The organism is Methyloceanibacter sp. wino2, assembly GCF_003071365.1.
Lineage (GTDB): Bacteria > Pseudomonadota > Alphaproteobacteria > Rhizobiales > Methyloligellaceae > Methyloceanibacter.
This window is the reverse complement of sequence record NZ_CP028960.1, coordinates 2,696,107-2,712,507: the sequence shown is the minus strand read 5'-3', so window position 1 is coordinate 2,712,507 and position 16,401 is coordinate 2,696,107. Positions and strand designations below refer to the sequence as shown.

The following is a 16,401-nucleotide window of genomic DNA, read 5'->3' as shown; positions in this document are numbered from 1 at the left end:
CCATCAGGCCTGATCGGCCCCGTCTGCACCGCCGTCGATGCGCGGCCGATAGCCGGGCCGACCCCATTTCCGGAGCTTGCGTTTGCGGTCATTGCCATCGGCGATGAGACCGTAGTGCTTCGCCAGACGTGTGAGGGCGATCTGGAGCACCACCTTGCCGGCGCGCTGCGGCCAGCCATTCTCCTTCTCGGCCTCCTCGAGCCCCTTCAGCTCGCAACAAATATCGACGAGAACACCGGAGATCTCGGGGCCCACGGCGGCCAGCGCGCGCATGGCCCGCTCTTTTGCCGCCAGGACCTCATCGCGAAGCGCCGCCGGGTCAGCTGGTGCCCCGCGCCGAGAACGGCTCGCAGGCTCCACCGAGGACCAATTGGCCGTCACGCGCGGGTTCATCTGTGCAAACCAATAGTCCGCCCGTAAACGCTCCCCGGCTTCGAATTGCTCCTGGCCGATCAGTGGCCGACCGGCACGATCCTTCCGGCTGCGAAGCCACCCCAGCGGACTTTCGCCGTCGTTCAAGAGTACCGGCTGACGGATGCCGCCGACCTCACGTACGTCTTGGCTTCGGCGTTCATGCTGCGCCCGGAACGGCTCTAGACCTTCGGCACCGCTTCGCCGGACACGCGCGTGACCCGCGTCGCTCAGTACCAAGCCGCGATCGGTGCGCTCCAGGAGGTCGGCAGCGAGGCACGCCATGACCACATCACGGTCCACGGATTTGAAGACGATGCGGCCCGCCTCCCTCAGAGCGAAGCCTCCCTTGTCGTCTTCGACGAGCACCGCACCGCCGGCGAGGCGCTGCAAGAGCCGTCTGTTTGACGTGGCAGTCGCCGTGTCCGGCCCGCGCAAGCGCCGCGCGCTCACTGGCCCCTCCCGCGCCACGAGAGCGCCCCGATCACCGCCGCGATGGCGCATTCGAGCCGTTCAACGCGGCCGTCCAGTTCGGGGTCGTCGCGCCGGTCCTCGACGACCTCGCAGGCATGGGCAACCGTCGTCCGGTCGCGCGAGAAGAGCGCTCCCACTTCCGTCATGCTCAACCCGCAGACGACATGCGTGAGATACATGGCCACCTGGCGGGCGAACGCCGCCCGCGGGGACCGGCGTGTCGCGGCGCCAAGCTCCATTGGGTCGACCTCGAACACCAGCGCCACGGCAGGATCGATGACCTGGCGCAGCGCACCCCGAGCGCCATGGCACTGCCCAATCCGCTCCCGCGTATCCTGAAACCGCTCACTCCCCAACGCACACATGAACTCGCTCCTCAGAACTCGATATAGGAATACTGTCCTATATACTCTAAGAGCGAACGCAATGACGGGGATAGAGAAGCTGCCCGGGAACGCGCTGAAAGAGCCCTTGTTCCCGCGAACCACCCGGCCTCGGAGGAACGGCCTGCGTTGAAGCCGGGACGCTACGCGCGCAGGGCCGCAGGTCCGTGCTGGCCGGAGCAATAGGCCGTGAATTCAGCGGTTTGGTCGGCCTCCGTGTCGGGACACCGGGTGTCATGGCAGAGGATGCGATCGACCCGGATGCCGTCATCGGAGAACGGTAACCGCAGCCAGTATAGCACCACATGATCCCGGCCCTCGGCGGGGCCATGGGCAATGCCTTGGGCGCATACGGCTTCCGTCGCGATCCTCGAATGAACAGCGTGCCACGGCTCGGCGCGGCGGCCCGAGAACACCTCCGGCAGAGTCAGACCCGTGATCTCGCGTCCGTAGATCTCCCGCAAGCGCGTGCCCGCCAAGCGGAAATGGCCGCGTTCGAAACCATCGCGCAAGTCGATCAAACCGAGATTCGGGAGGAGTTCGGGGAACTTGAGCGGATCAAAATCCGCGCGGGCCGGCATCGGTCGCCCACGAGCGATGTCGCTCCAGTAGTCGAAAAGCACACGCTGTTCCGGCAGCGCCAACTGTGCCCTGAAGGCGCAATCGGACAGCATCACATCCCCTCGCAAAATCGAATCGGCCCGCACCCCGACTATGGGGGTTTCACGCCGTCACATTCAAGAGAGGTGCGAAGTTTTGCCTGATATCACAAGGGGTTGTGTCGATACGGCAAGCGCACACCGGATATTGCGCTTGCAGCCAGGCGGTGCAGTCTGACCGCCGGATGCCGGCACCAACGATGGTGGTGAAAATGACGGACACGCAGCCCAAAATGCGGTGTCCGTGAGCGGGCCAGCGCCCGCTTGCGCGTGCCTTAGCGGCGGCGCTGTCCGAGACCCATGCGCTTCGCAAGATCCGACCGGGCCGCGGCGTAGTTCGGCGCAACCATCGGGTAGTCGTGCGGCAGGCCCCACTTCTCGCGGTACTCTTCCGGCGACAAGTCGTAATGAGTCCGCAGATGGCGCTTGAGCGACTTGAACTTTTTGCCGTCCTCCAAGCAGATGATGTATTCGGACGTCACGGACTTCTTGACCGGAACCGCGGGCCGAAGCTCTTCCTTGGCCGGCTGCGCACCGGTACTGGAGGCCTTCTTCAGCGCGTCGAATACGTTGTTGATCAGGGCCGGCAGATCCGTGGCCACAACAGTGTTGTTGGTGACATAGGCCGAAACGATCTCAGCCGTCAGTTCAACAAGCTCGTCCTTTTCCACCACTGCGTCCATGATTTGGCTCCTTTAGCCGCGAGCGTTTCTATTCGAACGCTGGAAACGGCGATTCAGCGACTCAATTCGCATTCCACATAATCTAGCGCCCTTGAAAGTCATCAAATTGCGCCGTTTTTGTGGCTTGAAACTATCGAACTTTGGAAACTAACAGCCTTTGAGTACGTTTAGTTCCATCAATTTGCTTCGTATAGCACCCTGCGACGGAATCGCAACGCACTTCTGCTCGCGAAGACTGTGGAAAACGGACGTGGGCTCTGTTGGTTCTCGATTTTCTCTGCGTTGAAACATCGCAGAGTTTATCTGCATTGCCGGAAATCTCTCGTTTACCGAGCAGAAGCGAGATCACGGTTGTACGTTGCTGGATCAAGCTTGCGTGACACCGCTTAGGGACCTGACAGGGGCATCCTATATTCTGTAGTGAACACCAAGACGACGGATAGAAGGTAAGCCATGAACACCACGCACAAGAAGACAGGCACCCCGATCCCGGCAACGAAGGGCGACTGGCGCGAGCAGCTCACACCGGAGCAGTTCCATGTGATGCGCGAGCATGGGACGGAGCGCGCCTTCAGCCATCCCTATCACCAGGAGAAGCGCACCGGCATGTATCGCTGTGCCGGTTGCGGGGCGGCCCTGTTCAGCTCGGACACCAAGTTCGATTCCGGCACGGGCTGGCCGAGCTTCACCGATGTGGCCGCCGCCGAAACCGTGACGAAACACGAGGACAGCAGCTACGGCATGCGCCGTGTCGAGGTCCGCTGCGCCAATTGCGAAGCCCATCTCGGGCACGTGTTCCCGGACGGACCGGGGGATACCGGCCTGCGCTACTGCATCAACGGCTGTGCCCTCGACCTTGACACCGGTGACCTTGACAGCGGCGGCGCGGACGGCAACACGTCGGGCTAGTCTCCGAGCGTGGGATGGCTCCATATTGAGGCCCATCCCATGCTCAACCATGGTCCTATTACGCCTCAACTAGGCCTCACGAATGAACAAACCCGATCTTCCGGCGCGCGGCCCCGTAGCCCCGCGCCGCTCCTCCCAGTCGCACCATCACGGCATCGATCGCGAAGACGACTACGCCTGGCTCCGAGCCGACAACTGGCAGGCCGTGATGCGCGACCCTGCCGTTCTCCCCCGAGATATCCGCGCGCATTTGGAGGCGGAAAACGCCTACACGAAGGCCGCGATGGGGGATACGGAGGCGCTTCAAGAAGCGCTGTTCGCGGAGATGAAGGGCCGGATCAAGGAAGACGATTCATCGGTGCCGGCCCCCGACGGACCGTTCGACTACTACACCCGCTTCATCACGGGCGGGCAGCAGCCGCTGTTCTGCCGGCGCCCGCGCGGCGGCGGCGAGGAGACGATCCTGATCGACGGCAACGCACTAGCCGAGGGCCACGCCTATTTCCGCATCGCTCAGGTGGCGCACAGCCCCGACCACAAACGCATCGCTTACGCGGTAGACACCAAAGGCTCTGAATATTTCACCGCCAAAATAATCGACGCAGAGACCGGCGCGGTCGTTGAGGAAGCGATCACGGATGCCTGCGGCGGCCTTGAATGGGCCATGGACAGCGAGACGCTGCTCTATGTGTGGCTCGACGAGGAACACCGGCCGCGCAAGCTCTTCGCGCACAAGATCGGCGATACGGGCGAGGACCGCTTGGTCCACGATCAAACCGATCCGGGCCTGTTCCTCGACATCAGCCTGACCCAGGACGGCAAGTACCTTCTGCTCGGCACCCATGACCACGAGACCACCGAAGTCAGCCTGATCGATGCGGCCGACCCGTACGCAGAGCCCCGTCTCGTTGCGCCGAGAGAAGCCGAGCACGAATACTCTGTGTGCCACCACGAAGGCCGGCTGATCATCCTGACCAATTCCGGCGGCGCGGAAGATTTCCGCATCGTCGAAGCGCCCGCCGACAACCCCTCGCCCGCCAACTGGACCGAGATCGAACCGCACCGGCCCGGACGGCTGATCCTCGACATCATCGCCTTCAAGGACTTCCTCGTGCGGCTCGAACGCGAGAACGGCTTACCGCGCATCGTCATTCGCCGTTTCGCGGACGGCGAAGAGCACGAGATCGCCTTCGACGAAGAGGCCTACGCGCTCGGCATGAGCGCGGGCTACGAGTACGACACGACGACCTTGCGCTTCACCTATTCGTCCATGACGACGCCCTCGCAGACCTACGACTACGACATGGCGACGCGCGAGCGGACCTTGCGTAAGACGCAAGAGATCCCGAGCGGCCACGACCCGAGCCAATACGTCACGCGCCGCGTCTTCGCCCCGGCGAAGGACGGCGAGACCGTGCCCGTCACCCTGCTCTACCGGAAGGACACGAAGCTCGACGGCACAGCGCCGCTGCTTCTCTACGGCTATGGCTCTTACGGCATCACCATTCCGGCGAGCTTCATGACGAATGCGCTGAGCCTCGTCGACCGTGGCTTCGTCTATGCCATCGCGCATATCCGCGGCGGCAAGGACAAGGGCTTCGCCTGGTACAAGAACGGCAAGCGCGCCAAGAAGACGAACACCTTCACGGATTTCATCGCCGCAGGCGAATATCTCGCGGCGGAGAAGTTCACGTCACGAGGGCGCATCGTGGCCCAAGGCGGCAGCGCGGGCGGCATGCTCATGGGCGCGATCGCCAACATGGCGCCGGACCTGTTCCTCGGCATCATAGCCGAGGTGCCGTTCGTGGACGTGCTAACGACCATGCTCGACGCAAGCCTGCCGCTCACCCCGCCCGAATGGCCCGAATGGGGCAACCCGATCGAGAGCGCCGAGGACTACAAGACCATCGCCGCCTACTCGCCCTACGACAATGTGAGTGCGCAAGCCTATCCCAACATCCTCGCGCTCGCCGGCCTCACCGATCCGCGCGTGACCTATTGGGAACCGGCCAAGTGGATCGCCAAACTGCGCGAGACCGGCACCGGCAACAATCTCATCCTCCTGAAGACGAACATGGAGGCCGGCCACGCCGGCGCGTCCGGCCGCTTCGACCGCCTGAAGGAAGTCGCGCTGTCATATGCCTTCGCGCTGAAGCTGACAGATCGCGTCTAGGACTCTCCCGACAGCGACCAACACACGTAGAAGGAGGCTTGCAGGCCCCGGCATCTTGAACTCAAGATGGACGAACTTCAGTCGACGGATCGGCGCCGAAACATGAGCCTTCTCGACATCTTGGCCTTTGCCTGGTTTTGCCTGTGCTATTTCGGCTATGCCTGGGCCGTGCAGTATGGCCCGCTGAAATCGCGCCGCGGGCTCGTCGCCGCCGTCAACGACCGGCGTGTGCAGTGGATGGAGACGGCGCTGAGGCGCGACATCCGCATTATGGACGCCCAACTCCTCACCTCGCTGTCGAGCGGGAACGCCTTCTTTGCGTCCACGTCCGTGCTGGTGCTCGGCGGACTGACGGCGATGCTCGGGGCCGCGGACAATGTGAAGGACCGCCTGGAACAACTGCCCTTCATCTCCGACGCCCCCATCGTCATGTGGGAGTTCAAGATCCTGTTCCTCATGGTGCTGATGATCATTGCCTTCTTCGCCTTCGCCTGGGCGTTTCGCCTCACGCATTATGTGGGCACCATGTTCGGGGCCCTGCCGCTCCAAACCGAGGCGAACACGGCCGAGGCGCGCGCCCACGCACGCAAGACCGCCCAGCTCGTCGGTCTGTCGGGGCGTCATCTCAACGCGGGTCTCCGGACCATCTATTTCGCGATCGCCGGCCTCGCCTGGTTCGTGAGCCCGATCCTTTTTGCGCTCGCCTGCGCCCTCGTGACGTTCATCGTTTATCGACGCGAATACCGGTCCGAGGCCTTCACCGTCCTCGACCGCTAGGGCGCGCCTCGCCGGCAAATAGCCGGAGACTGCCCCTGGCCGAAGCCGCGCCACCTATGCCACAGTGCCGCCCATGCTGCTCTCCCGCGAAAAATCCCAAGTCCTCATCGTCGACGTCCAGGACAAGCTGCTGAACGCCATTTCGACCGCGGACAAGGTGATCGACCGCTGCGTGCGTCTCGTCATCGCCGCCCGCAAGCTCGGCATTCCCATCACCATGTCGGAGCAATATCCCCAAGGGCTGGGGCCGACCCACGATTCCGTGCGCGATGCCTTCGCCAATGACGGCTTCGTGGCCGACAAGACGGAGTTTTCGTGCATGCGCAACGAGTTGTTGCGGGACCGGCTCCATGCACTGCGCCGCGAGGGGCGCTCGCAGGTCGTGATCGGCGGCATCGAAGCCCATGTCTGCGTGGCGCAAACCGCCATGGATCTCGAATCGCAAGGGTTCGAAGCCTTCGTGGTCGCCGATGCCGTGGGGTCGCGCGCCAAAAGCAGCTACAAGCTCGCGCTATCGCGTCTGCAGAAATCCAGCGTCGACATCGTGGACAGCGAGATGGTGCTGTTCGAATGGATGGAGCGCGCCGGAACCCCGGAATTCAAGGCCCTCCAGGCCCTCGTCAAGTAGCCCTCACCCCGCGGCTCTACCCCAAAATTTCAATGAACCGGCCCTGCAGGATCGGTTCATGTTGGGTTCAGGTGGAAAATCGCACTCTCCAAAGCGTCAGATCCCTGTACCTGATTGTAGCGAACCTTCCTCGGCACCGGGCGTGGAGTTCAGGGGCTCCACGCCCACCCGATTTCTCCGGAACAATTAGGACACTTGCGGTATTATCTACCGCACCCCGCATCGCCGCGCCGCCCGGGCCCTTCGACGCGCCCCGGTTGCTTCGGCATGGCCGACGCATTAGCTTCGCGCCGGACAGTGTTCTTTCCACCCCCTAGTTCGCGGAGACCCAAAGTGGCATTCGAACTCGAACCCCTCCCCTACGCATACGATTCCCTGCAGCCCTATATGTCTGCCGAAACGCTGGAGTATCACCACGACAAGCACCACAAGGCTTACGTGGACAATCTCAACAAGCTGATCGAAGGCACCGATTACGAGGGCAAGGACCTCGAGACCATCATCAAGGAAAGCTTCGGCAAGGACGCCGGCGTCTTCAACAACGCCGCGCAGAACTTCAATCACATTCACTTCTGGCCCTGGATGACCAAGGACGGCGGCGGCAAGAAAGTGCCGGGCGCAGTTCTGGCGCTGATCGACCGCGACCTTGGCGGCATGGACAAGTTCAAAGCGGACTTCCTGCAGGCCGGCGCGACCCAGTTCGGTTCGGGTTGGGCCTGGCTGACGTTGAAAGACGGCAAGCTGGAAGTGACGAAGACGCCCAACGGCGAGAACCCGCTGGTCCATGGCGGCTGGCCGCTACTCGGCTGCGATGTGTGGGAGCACTCCTATTACATCGACTACCGCAACGCGCGTCCGAAATACCTGGAAGCCTGGTTCGACAATCTCATCAACTGGGAGCATGTCGAAGAGATGTACGCCCGGGCGCCGTCTTCCTAAGAGCGCCTCGCGCGTAAGCGCATCGCAGTCATTTCAGAAACGGGCGTCCTGCGGGGCGCCCGTTTTGTTTGGGCATTTGTCCCAGTGGAGGTGTCGGATTCAAAGTTTCACCCAGCATTACTAGTCAGTGTTCTCATTCGCACGTTAGTTGTATAGTCCGTCGACGGTGCGCTAGATCGAGTGCACCTCTGGGGGAGCGTTTTATATGCAACGAGTATTCTGGGTAACTGCGATTACGGCTGCTCTGGCCGTAGGGGGCTGTTCAACAAACAAGACTCTTACGCCGACAGGCGGTAGCCGGTCAGATGGCACGGTCGAGATGAGTTACGAGGTTACATATCTAGAGAAGGCAGAGATAAACATGGAGCAGGGACGCACCGCGGCTAAGGAGCGGTGCCGCGCGTGGGGCTACTCCGATGCTCAAGCCTTTGGAGGCGAAAAGCGTACGTGCCAGGAAAGCAATTCGTACGGCTGCCTCAGATACTTCGTTTCGGTCACTTATCAATGTCTCGGGGGCGGGCGCCCAAGCTAACCAGCAGACGTGGCGCCAACGTAATTACAGCGACAATACTGACGAGGCTTTCACAAAATGGCCTACGACACGCCTTCTCGCTCACACGGGATGTTAGGCGTCGGCCTCGGCCATGGCTGTTTCGACCGCTTCGCTCGCTTCGAGCCAACGGGCCTCGGCCTCTTCGATCTCGCGGGTGAGCTGCCCGCGCTGCTTCATGAGATCGCTGGCTTCCGCCGGCGTCGCGTCGATCAGCTTGGCGTCCACCGCCTCGCGCTTCACCGTCAGCTTCTTCATGTCGGCTTCCGCATCGGCGATGGCCTTGCGTAAGGGTTTGGCGCGCTCGCGGGCGTCGGCTGCGGCTTTGCGCTTCTCCTTGCGCTCGGCCTTCGACAGCGTCTCCTTCGGTGCCTCTCCCTGCCGCTTGCCCTTGCCCGACCGGGCCGTGCTCAGGATGCTGTCGCGATAATCGTCGAGCGTGCCGTCGAACTCGTGCACGCGGCCCCCATCCACCAGCAACAGCCGGTCGGCGATGAGGCCCAGCAGATGCCGGTCATGGCTGACCACGATGACGGCGCCGCCGAAACCGGCGAGCGCCTGCACCAAGGCCTCGCGCGCATCCACGTCGAGATGGTTGGTGGGCTCGTCGAGGATCAGAATGTGCGGCGCATCGCGCGTCACCAGCGCGAGCGACAGCCGCGCCCTCTCTCCACCCGACAGGGCGCTGACCTGAACGCCGACCTTGTCGCCGGAAAAGCCGAACCGGGCGAGATGGTTCCGCACCTCGCCGGGCTTCGCATTCGGCATCATGCGCTCCATGTGCTGGAACGGCGTGTCCTCCGGCACAAGCTCTTCGATCTGATGCTGCGCAAAATAGCCGACGTTGAGCTTGCCGCTCGCCTTGATGTGCCCCTCCATAATCTGCACGCCATTGGCCGCGAGCTGTCCCGCCAGGGCGCGCGCCAAGGTCGTCTTGCCGTTGCCATTGCGCCCCACCAGGGCGATGCGGTCGTCGGGGTCGATGCGCAAGTCGATATGCGACAGCACGGGCTTGCCGGGCACATAGCCCACGGCCACATCGTCCAGCATCATGAGCGGCGGCTTCACCTCCTTCGGCGAGGGAAAGTCGAACACGAGCGAGGAATCGTCGAAGATCTCGGCTTCCGGCGCCATGCGCTGCAGCGCCTTCAGCCGGCTCTGCGCCTGGCGGGCCGTGTGGGCCTTGTAGCGCCAGCGATCCACATAGGCCTGCAGCTTCTGGCGCTTGGCTTCCTGCTTGGCGCGCATCGCCGCGTCCTGCGCCTGGCGTTCGTGCCGCTGCCGCTCGAACTGATCGTAATTGCCCACGTAGAGCGTCGTCTTGCCGTGGTCCACATGCACGATATGGCTCACGACGTTGTTGAGCATGTCGCGCTCGTGGCTCACCACGATCAGGCTGGCCGGATAGGCCCGCAGGAACGACTCCAGCCACAGCGCCGCCTCGAGGTCGAGATGGTTCGACGGCTCATCGAGCAGCAGGAGGTCGGGCTCGGAGAACAAGAGCGCCGCGAGCGCCACGCGCATGCGCCAGCCGCCGGAGAACTCGGTCAGCGGCCGGTGCTGGTCGTCCTCGGGAAAGCCGAGCCCCGCCAGGATGCGCGCGGCCCGCGACGGCGCCCCATGGGCATCGATGGCATTCAGCCGCTCGTGAATCTCGGCGATGCGATGCGCGTCCGTCGCCGTCTCCGCCTCATCGAGAAGCGCGGCCCGCTCCTCGGCGGCCGCCAGCACGGTTTCGAACGGCGTTCCGCTCCCGCCCGGCGCGTCCTGCTTAAGATAGCCGATTCTGGTCCCGGTGGGCGCCTCGATGCGCCCCTCGTCCGCCTCGTAGATCCCGGCGATCATCTTGAGCAGCGAGGATTTGCCCGCGCCGTTGCGGCCGACAAGCCCCACACGGGCTTTCGGCGGCATAGCGACGGAGGCGCGGTCCAAAATGACGTGACCGCCAAGGCGCAAGGTTATGGCATCGAGCGTGAACATGGCGCCCGTGTAGCACAGGGGCGGCGAATGCCACTAGCGACCGCGCGCGCGTCCCAATGCCACGAGCGCTACCGGCGGCGCTGACCCCCGAGTGCGTTCCGCCGAATGGCATCTTCCAGCACGCGCGTCGCCATGGGCACCACCGCGCGCACCACGGACTTGCCGAGCGCCGTCCAGAAGCCGTCGCCACGCGATCCGCCGGACGACTTCTTGGTGGTCTTGGACTTCTCCTCCGCGGCTTCCGCCTCGGCCGCGGCCTTCGCCCGCTCCTCGGTGCGCTTCGTCAGGATCTCATGAGCGGACTCGCGATCCACCGATTTGTCGTATTTTCCGGCGACCGGGTCCGTCTCCATGAGCGCCTTGCGCTCGTCCGCCGTGATGGGTCCCACTTGCGAGGACGGCGGCTTGACGAACGTATGCTGGACGATGCTGGGCTGGCCCTTCTCGTCGAGCGTCGAGACCAGCGCCTCGCCGATGCCCATGGACATGATCATCTGTTCGGTATCGAGATCCGGATTAGGCCGGAACGTCTCGGCAGCGGACTTCACGGCCTTCTGCTCGGCCGGCGTGAAGGCGCGCAAGGCATGCTGCACGCGATTGCCGAGCTGACGCGACACCGTGTCGGGCACATCGCGCGGGTTCTGCGTCACGAAATAGACGCCGACGCCCTTCGACCGGATTAGGCGCACCACCTGTTCCACCTTCTCCAGCAACGCCTTGGGCGCATCGCGGAACAGCAGATGCGCCTCGTCGAAGAAGAACACGAGCTTCGGTTTGTCGGGGTCGCCGATTTCGGGGAGTTCCTCGAACAGCTCCGACAGCAGGAACAGCAGGAACGTCGCGTAAAGCCGCGGGCTCTGCATCAGCTTGTCGGCGGCCAGAACGCCGATATAGCCGCGCCCCTCGTCGTCTGTGCGCATCAGGTCCTTGCCCACGTCCAGCGCGGGCTCGCCGAAGAAATGATCGCCGCCCTGCTGTTCCAGCACCAGGAGTTGCCGCTGGATGGCGCCGATGGAGCGCTTGCCCACATTGCCGTATCGCGTGGTGAGCTCGTTGGACCGCGCCGCGAGATCTTCGAGCAGCGACTGCAGATCCTTGAGGTCGAGCAGCGGCAGCTTTTCTTCGTCGGCGATGCGGAAGGCGATGTTCAGCACGCCTTCCTGCGCTTCGCTGAGGTCCATGAGGCGCGACAGCATCAGCGGGCCGAGCTCCGACACGGTCGTGCGCACCGGATGGCCCTGTTCGCCGAACAGGTCCCAGAAGATCACGGGATGGGCGGTGAACTTCACGTCGTAGCCGATCATGGCCGCGCGCTCTTTGATCCAGCCCTTCTCTTTGCCCATGGCGGCGACGCCGGACAGATCGCCCTTCACGTCGGCGCAGAACACCGGCACGCCCGCGTCGGAGAAACTCTCCGCAAGCCCCTGTAGGGTGACCGTCTTACCCGTACCCGTGGCCCCGGTGATGAGGCCGTGCCGGTTGGCGAGCTTGAGGAGGATGTATTCGGGCTTGGTGCTCTTGCCGATGAAGACCCAATCGTCGGGAATCTCGATCGGGTCGACGGCGGCGTTCCCGCTCTCCGCCGCCTTTGCCGGCTTATCCTCCTCGGTCGCCGCGTCCTTCTCCGACGCTTTCGTCCGCCTCGCCATCCCCCGAACTCCTCCATGCGCGCAAATCTGCCGTTGCGGCACTCTAGCCGCCGCGCGCGCCCGACACCAACAGGGCCGCGGTCCGCAAGTCGCAATAAGTCACCCCCACTGGTTGCTCGCCCGTGGGTTTCTTGCCGCGCTGGCTTCTGCTAGGAGAAAATCCAGAACCAATCTAGGCTTACACGCATGTCAGACTTGTCACTCGTATCCGCATTTCCCAAGGCCGAAGAGACCGCTTGGAAAGAGCTCGTTGAGAAAGCCCTGAAGGGCGCTCCATTTTCCGTACTTGAATCAAAGACGTACGATGGCATCGTCGTCGAGCCGCTCTATCCGCCGGCCGAAGCCGGCGCCGTCATTCCCGGCCGCGATCCGGGGGCGCCCTGGGAGATCACCCAGCGCTTGGACCTCACAGATCCGGGGACCGCGAACGGCCAGATTCTGGAGGATCTGAACAACGGGGCTTCGGGGATCGCGCTCGTGTTTCAGGGGGCCGTTGGCGAATGCGGCTATGCGCTCCCGGCCGATGCGGATGCGATTGGCGCCGCGCTCGAAGGCGTGCACCTGGAATGGGGCGTCCCGCTCGAGCTTCAGCTCGGCGCGAATGCGGCGGCAATCGCCAACATGGTCGCCGACCTCGTCGACGCGCGCGGCCTGCCCGCGAACCACACCAATATCCGCTTCGGCTTCGATCCCATCGGCGTTCTCGCCGCCAAGGGAGCGGCCGATGCGTCCCCCGAGGATGTGGCGGCGCTCGCCAAGGAGTTGTCCGCACGCGGCTTCAAGGGCCCCTTCGCCGCCGCCGACGGCCGCCTCGTGCACGACGCCGGCGGCACCGAGGCCCAGGAACTGGCCTTCGCTCTTGCCTCCGCTATTTGCTATCTGCGCGCCTTCGAGGCCGCTGGAATTCCGCTGGAGGAAGCCCGGAAGATGATCTTCTTCCGGCTTGCCGCCGATCAGAACCAGTTCCTCACCACCGCGAAGTTCCGCGCCTTACGTAAGCTGTGGTCGCGCGTGGAAGAGGCCTGCGGCCTCGATCCCGAGGTGGCCTTCGTGACCGGTGAAACCGCCTGGCGCATGATGACCAAGCGCCACGCGCAAGCCAACATTATCCGGGGAACCATCGCGACGCTCGCGGCCGCCGTGGGCGGGGCGAACGCCGTCACCGTTCTGCCCTACACAGCGGCGCTCGGCCTTGCCGAAGACTTTGCCCGTCGCGTGGCCCGCAACACCCAGACCGTGCTGCTGGAAGAATCCAACCTTTACCGCGTGGCCGACCCGGCCGCCGGCTCCGGCGCCTTGGAGGCCCTCACAGGCGATCTGTGCACGGCGGCCTGGCGCTTGTTCCAGAAATTCGAAGAGGCCGGCGGCGTGCTCAACGTGCTTGAGAGCGGGCTGTTCCAAGATGCCGTCGCGGAAACCCGGACGCGCCGCGAGACGGCCATGGCCAAGCGCAAAGAGTCGCTCATCGGCAGCAGCGAGTTTGCCGACCTCGGCGAAGATGACCTCGAGGTCATGGATGTCGCGCCCACGTCCGTTGAGCTCGGCACGCAGACCGTGAAGCCGCTGACGCCCATGCGGCTTAGCGCGCCTTTCGAAGCCTTGCGCGACCGCAGCGATGCCCTGCTCGCCAAGACCGGCACCCGGCCGAGAATCTTTCTGGCCTGCCTCGGGCGTCCCGCCGATTTCAACGGGCGGGCGTCCTTCGCCAAGAGCCTGTTCGAGGCCGGCGGCATCGAGGCCATTGCCGCGACCTCACAACAGACGCTCGATAAGACGCTGGAGGGCTTCCGGGAATCGGGCGCTTCGCTCGTGTGCCTATGCTCCTCGGACAAGGTTTATGCGGCGGAAGGCGCCGAGGCTGCCAAAGCGCTCCGGGACGCCGGCGCCGCGCATGTCTACCTCGCCGGAAAGCCGGGCGACCTCGAAGCCGCGCTCCGTGACGCAGGCGTCGAGAGCTTCGTCGCGGCGGGCGACAACGCGCTGGAAACGCTGACCGGCGCCTACGAACATTTGGGGGCTTAAGTGACAGGCATTCCGAAATTTTCCGAGATTGCGTATTCCGAGCCGCAGGAGCCTGCACTCGGCCCGGCGGCCGATGATTGGGACACCCCGGAAGGCATCCCCGTCAAGCCGGTCTACGGCAAGGAAGACCGCGACGGCCTCGACTTCGTCGACGGGCTGCCGGGCCTGCCGCCGTACCTGCGCGGTCCCTATCCGACGATGTATGTGCAGCGCCCTTGGACAGTCCGTCAGTATGCGGGCTTTTCCACGGCCGAAGACTCGAACGCCTTCTATCGCCGCAACCTCGCGGCCGGCCAGCAAGGCGTCTCCGTCGCCTTCGACCTCGCCACCCACCGCGGCTACGATTCCGATCATCCGCGCGTAACGGGCGATGTGGGTATGGCGGGCGTCGCCATCGACTCCATCTACGACATGCGCGTTCTGTTCGACGGCATTCCGCTCGATCAGGTCTCCGTGTCCATGACCATGAATGGCGCGGTGCTGCCGGTGCTCGCGCTCTTCATCGTGGCGGGCGAGGAGCAAGGCGTCGGCCACGACCAGCTCTCCGGCACGATCCAGAACGACATCCTCAAAGAGTTCATGGTGCGGAACACCTATATCTATCCGCCCGAACCCTCGATGCGCGCCATCGCGGACATCATCGGCTACACGTCGAAGGAGATGCCGCGCTTCAACTCGATCTCGATTTCCGGCTATCACATGCAGGAAGCCGGCGCGACGGCGGACCTGGAGCTCGGCTACACGCTCGCCGACGGCATCGAATATGTGCGCGCGGCGATCGCCTCGGGACTCGACGTGGACACGTTTGCCCCACGGCTGTCGTTCTTCTGGGCCATCGGCATGAACTACTACATGGAGATCGCCAAAATGCGCGCGGGCCGCATCCTCTGGGCGAAGCTCATGCAGGACGAGTTCGCGCCGAAGAATACCAAGTCGCTCGCGCTGCGGACTCATAGCCAGACCAGCGGCTGGAGCCTGTCGGCGCAGGACGTCTACAACAACGTGGTCCGCACTTGCGTCGAGGCCATGGCCGCCACACAAGGCCATACGCAGTCGCTGCATACGAACGGCCTCGACGAGGCGCTTGCGCTGCCCACGGACTTTTCCGCGCGTATCGCGCGCAACACGCAGCTCATGCTGCAGAAGGAAAGCGGCACGACGCAGATCATAGATCCGTGGAGTGGCAGCTACTATGTGGAGCGCCTGACCCACGACCTCGCCGCGAAAGCGATGGGCCATATCAAGGAGATCAGCGACTTTGGCGGCATGGCCAAGGCCATCGAGGCCGGCATCCCCAAACGCATGATCGAGCAGGCGGCCACGGCCACGCAAGGCCGCATCGACTCCGGCCGTCAAACCATCGTTGGCGTAAACAAATATCGCTCCGAGAAGGATGCGGACATCAAGCTTCTCAAGGTCGACAACCGCTCGGTGCGCGAACAACAGCTCGCGAAGCTTAAGCGGCTGAGAGAAGAGCGCGACGAAGCCGCCGTCACCGAGGCGCTCGACGCCCTCACCCAATATGCCGAAACCGGCAAAGGCAATCTGCTTGAAGGCGCCGTGGCCGCCGCACGCGTGATGGCGACGGTCGGCGAGATTTCCTATGCGATGGAGAAGGTGTACGGTCGCCATCAAGCGAGCATCACGGCAGTCACCGGCGTGTACAAATCCGAGATGAAGAAAGACGGGAACATGGCCCGCGTGGCCGACATGATCGACGCCTTCGAGGCCGAACACGGCAGACGGCCGCGTATCCTCGTGGCCAAGATGGGCCAGGACGGCCACGACCGCGGCCAGAAGGTCATCTCGTCGGCCTTCGCCGATCTCGGCTTCGACGTGGATATCGGTCCCCTCTTCCAGACGCCGGAAGAAGCGGCCCGCCAGGCCATCGAGAACGACGTACACATCCTTGGCGTGTCCTCACTCACCGCCGGCCATCTGACGCTGGTGCCGGCCTTGCGCCAGGCGCTGGAGGAGCAGGGACGCGGCGATATCATGATCGTTGTGGGCGGCGTGATCCCGCCGCAGGACTATCCCGAGCTCTTCGAGGCGGGTGCCAAAGCGATCTTCGGTCCCGGCACGCCCATCGCCAACGCGGCCATCGATATTCTCGGCAAGCTCGGCGTGGCTCCCAAAGCCGCCGCGGAATAAATGACTGCGACAG

The 16,401-nt window shown here is 63.9% G+C and carries 14 protein-coding genes; 8 read left to right on the top strand and 6 right to left on the bottom strand.

What is annotated here, in order from left to right; translation table 11 throughout:
• Positions 1-3: 3 nt before the first annotated feature.
• From DCY11_RS12830 to DCY11_RS12815, 4 genes are all read right to left on the bottom strand, one after another.
• Entirely contained in the window at positions 4-864 is an 861-nt protein-coding gene (locus DCY11_RS12830; protein ID WP_108683209.1) for a DUF6456 domain-containing protein, read from the bottom strand.
• Entirely contained in the window at positions 861-1,250 is a 390-nt protein-coding gene (locus tag DCY11_RS12825) for a helix-turn-helix domain-containing protein (RefSeq protein WP_108683838.1), read from the bottom strand. Before DCY11_RS12825 ends, DCY11_RS12830 begins: the two co-directional genes overlap by 4 nt.
• 161 nt (positions 1,251-1,411) lie before the next feature.
• Entirely contained in the window at positions 1,412-1,942 is a 531-nt protein-coding gene (locus DCY11_RS12820; protein WP_108683208.1) for a PAS domain-containing protein, read from the bottom strand.
• 260 nt (positions 1,943-2,202) lie between these two features.
• Positions 2,203-2,610 carry a MucR family transcriptional regulator gene (locus DCY11_RS12815; RefSeq protein WP_069443399.1) on the bottom strand — a complete coding sequence of 136 codons (408 nt, stop codon included), beginning with the start codon at positions 2,608-2,610 and terminating at the stop codon, positions 2,203-2,205.
• Positions 2,611-3,063: 453 nt separating this feature from the next.
• On the opposite strand from DCY11_RS12815, the gene msrB reads away from it, so the two are divergent.
• From msrB to yecR, 6 genes are all read left to right on the top strand, one after another.
• On the top strand, positions 3,064-3,519 hold the full coding sequence (gene msrB, locus DCY11_RS12810) for a peptide-methionine (R)-S-oxide reductase MsrB (protein ID WP_108683207.1): 456 nt from the start codon (positions 3,064-3,066) through the stop codon (positions 3,517-3,519).
• An 82-nt stretch (positions 3,520-3,601) separates the two neighbouring features.
• Entirely contained in the window at positions 3,602-5,692 is a 2,091-nt protein-coding gene (locus tag DCY11_RS12805) for a S9 family peptidase (RefSeq protein ID WP_108683206.1), read from the top strand.
• 66 nt (positions 5,693-5,758) lie between these two features.
• Complete coding sequence (locus DCY11_RS12800; RefSeq protein ID WP_108683205.1) at positions 5,759-6,469, top strand: DUF599 domain-containing protein; 711 nt, start codon at positions 5,759-5,761, stop codon at positions 6,467-6,469.
• Between the two features lie 73 nt (positions 6,470-6,542).
• The gene (locus DCY11_RS12795; RefSeq protein WP_108683204.1) at positions 6,543-7,097 is read left to right on the top strand and encodes an isochorismatase family protein; all 555 of its coding nucleotides are present in this window, start codon (positions 6,543-6,545) and stop codon (positions 7,095-7,097) included.
• A gap of 333 nt (positions 7,098-7,430) precedes the next feature.
• Positions 7,431-8,036, top strand: coding sequence for a superoxide dismutase (locus DCY11_RS12790; protein ID WP_069443394.1), 606 nt, complete (start codon positions 7,431-7,433; stop codon positions 8,034-8,036).
• Between the two features lie 205 nt (positions 8,037-8,241).
• On the top strand, positions 8,242-8,568 hold the full coding sequence (gene yecR / locus DCY11_RS16205; protein WP_108683203.1) for a YecR family lipoprotein: 327 nt from the start codon (positions 8,242-8,244) through the stop codon (positions 8,566-8,568).
• Positions 8,569-8,661: 93 nt separating this feature from the next.
• Here the strand turns inward: yecR and DCY11_RS12780 are convergent, their stop codons facing one another.
• Positions 8,662-10,566 carry an ABC-F family ATP-binding cassette domain-containing protein gene (locus DCY11_RS12780; protein ID WP_108683202.1) on the bottom strand — a complete coding sequence of 635 codons (1,905 nt, stop codon included), beginning with the start codon at positions 10,564-10,566 and terminating at the stop codon, positions 8,662-8,664.
• Between the two features lie 68 nt (positions 10,567-10,634).
• A complete protein-coding gene (locus DCY11_RS12775) occupies positions 10,635-12,215 on the bottom strand; it encodes a helicase HerA-like domain-containing protein (RefSeq protein ID WP_108683201.1) in 1,581 nt (526 codons plus the stop codon).
• 186 nt (positions 12,216-12,401) lie between these two features.
• On the opposite strand from DCY11_RS12775, the gene DCY11_RS12770 reads away from it, so the two are divergent.
• Both DCY11_RS12770 and scpA read left to right on the top strand, forming a co-directional pair.
• Positions 12,402-14,237 carry a methylmalonyl-CoA mutase family protein gene (locus DCY11_RS12770; protein WP_108683200.1) on the top strand — a complete coding sequence of 612 codons (1,836 nt, stop codon included), beginning with the start codon at positions 12,402-12,404 and terminating at the stop codon, positions 14,235-14,237.
• Positions 14,238-16,388: a methylmalonyl-CoA mutase gene (gene scpA / locus DCY11_RS12765; RefSeq protein WP_108683199.1), complete on the top strand. Its 2,151-nt coding sequence runs from the start codon at positions 14,238-14,240 to the stop codon at positions 16,386-16,388.
• The last annotated feature ends 13 nt before the right edge of the window (positions 16,389-16,401 follow it).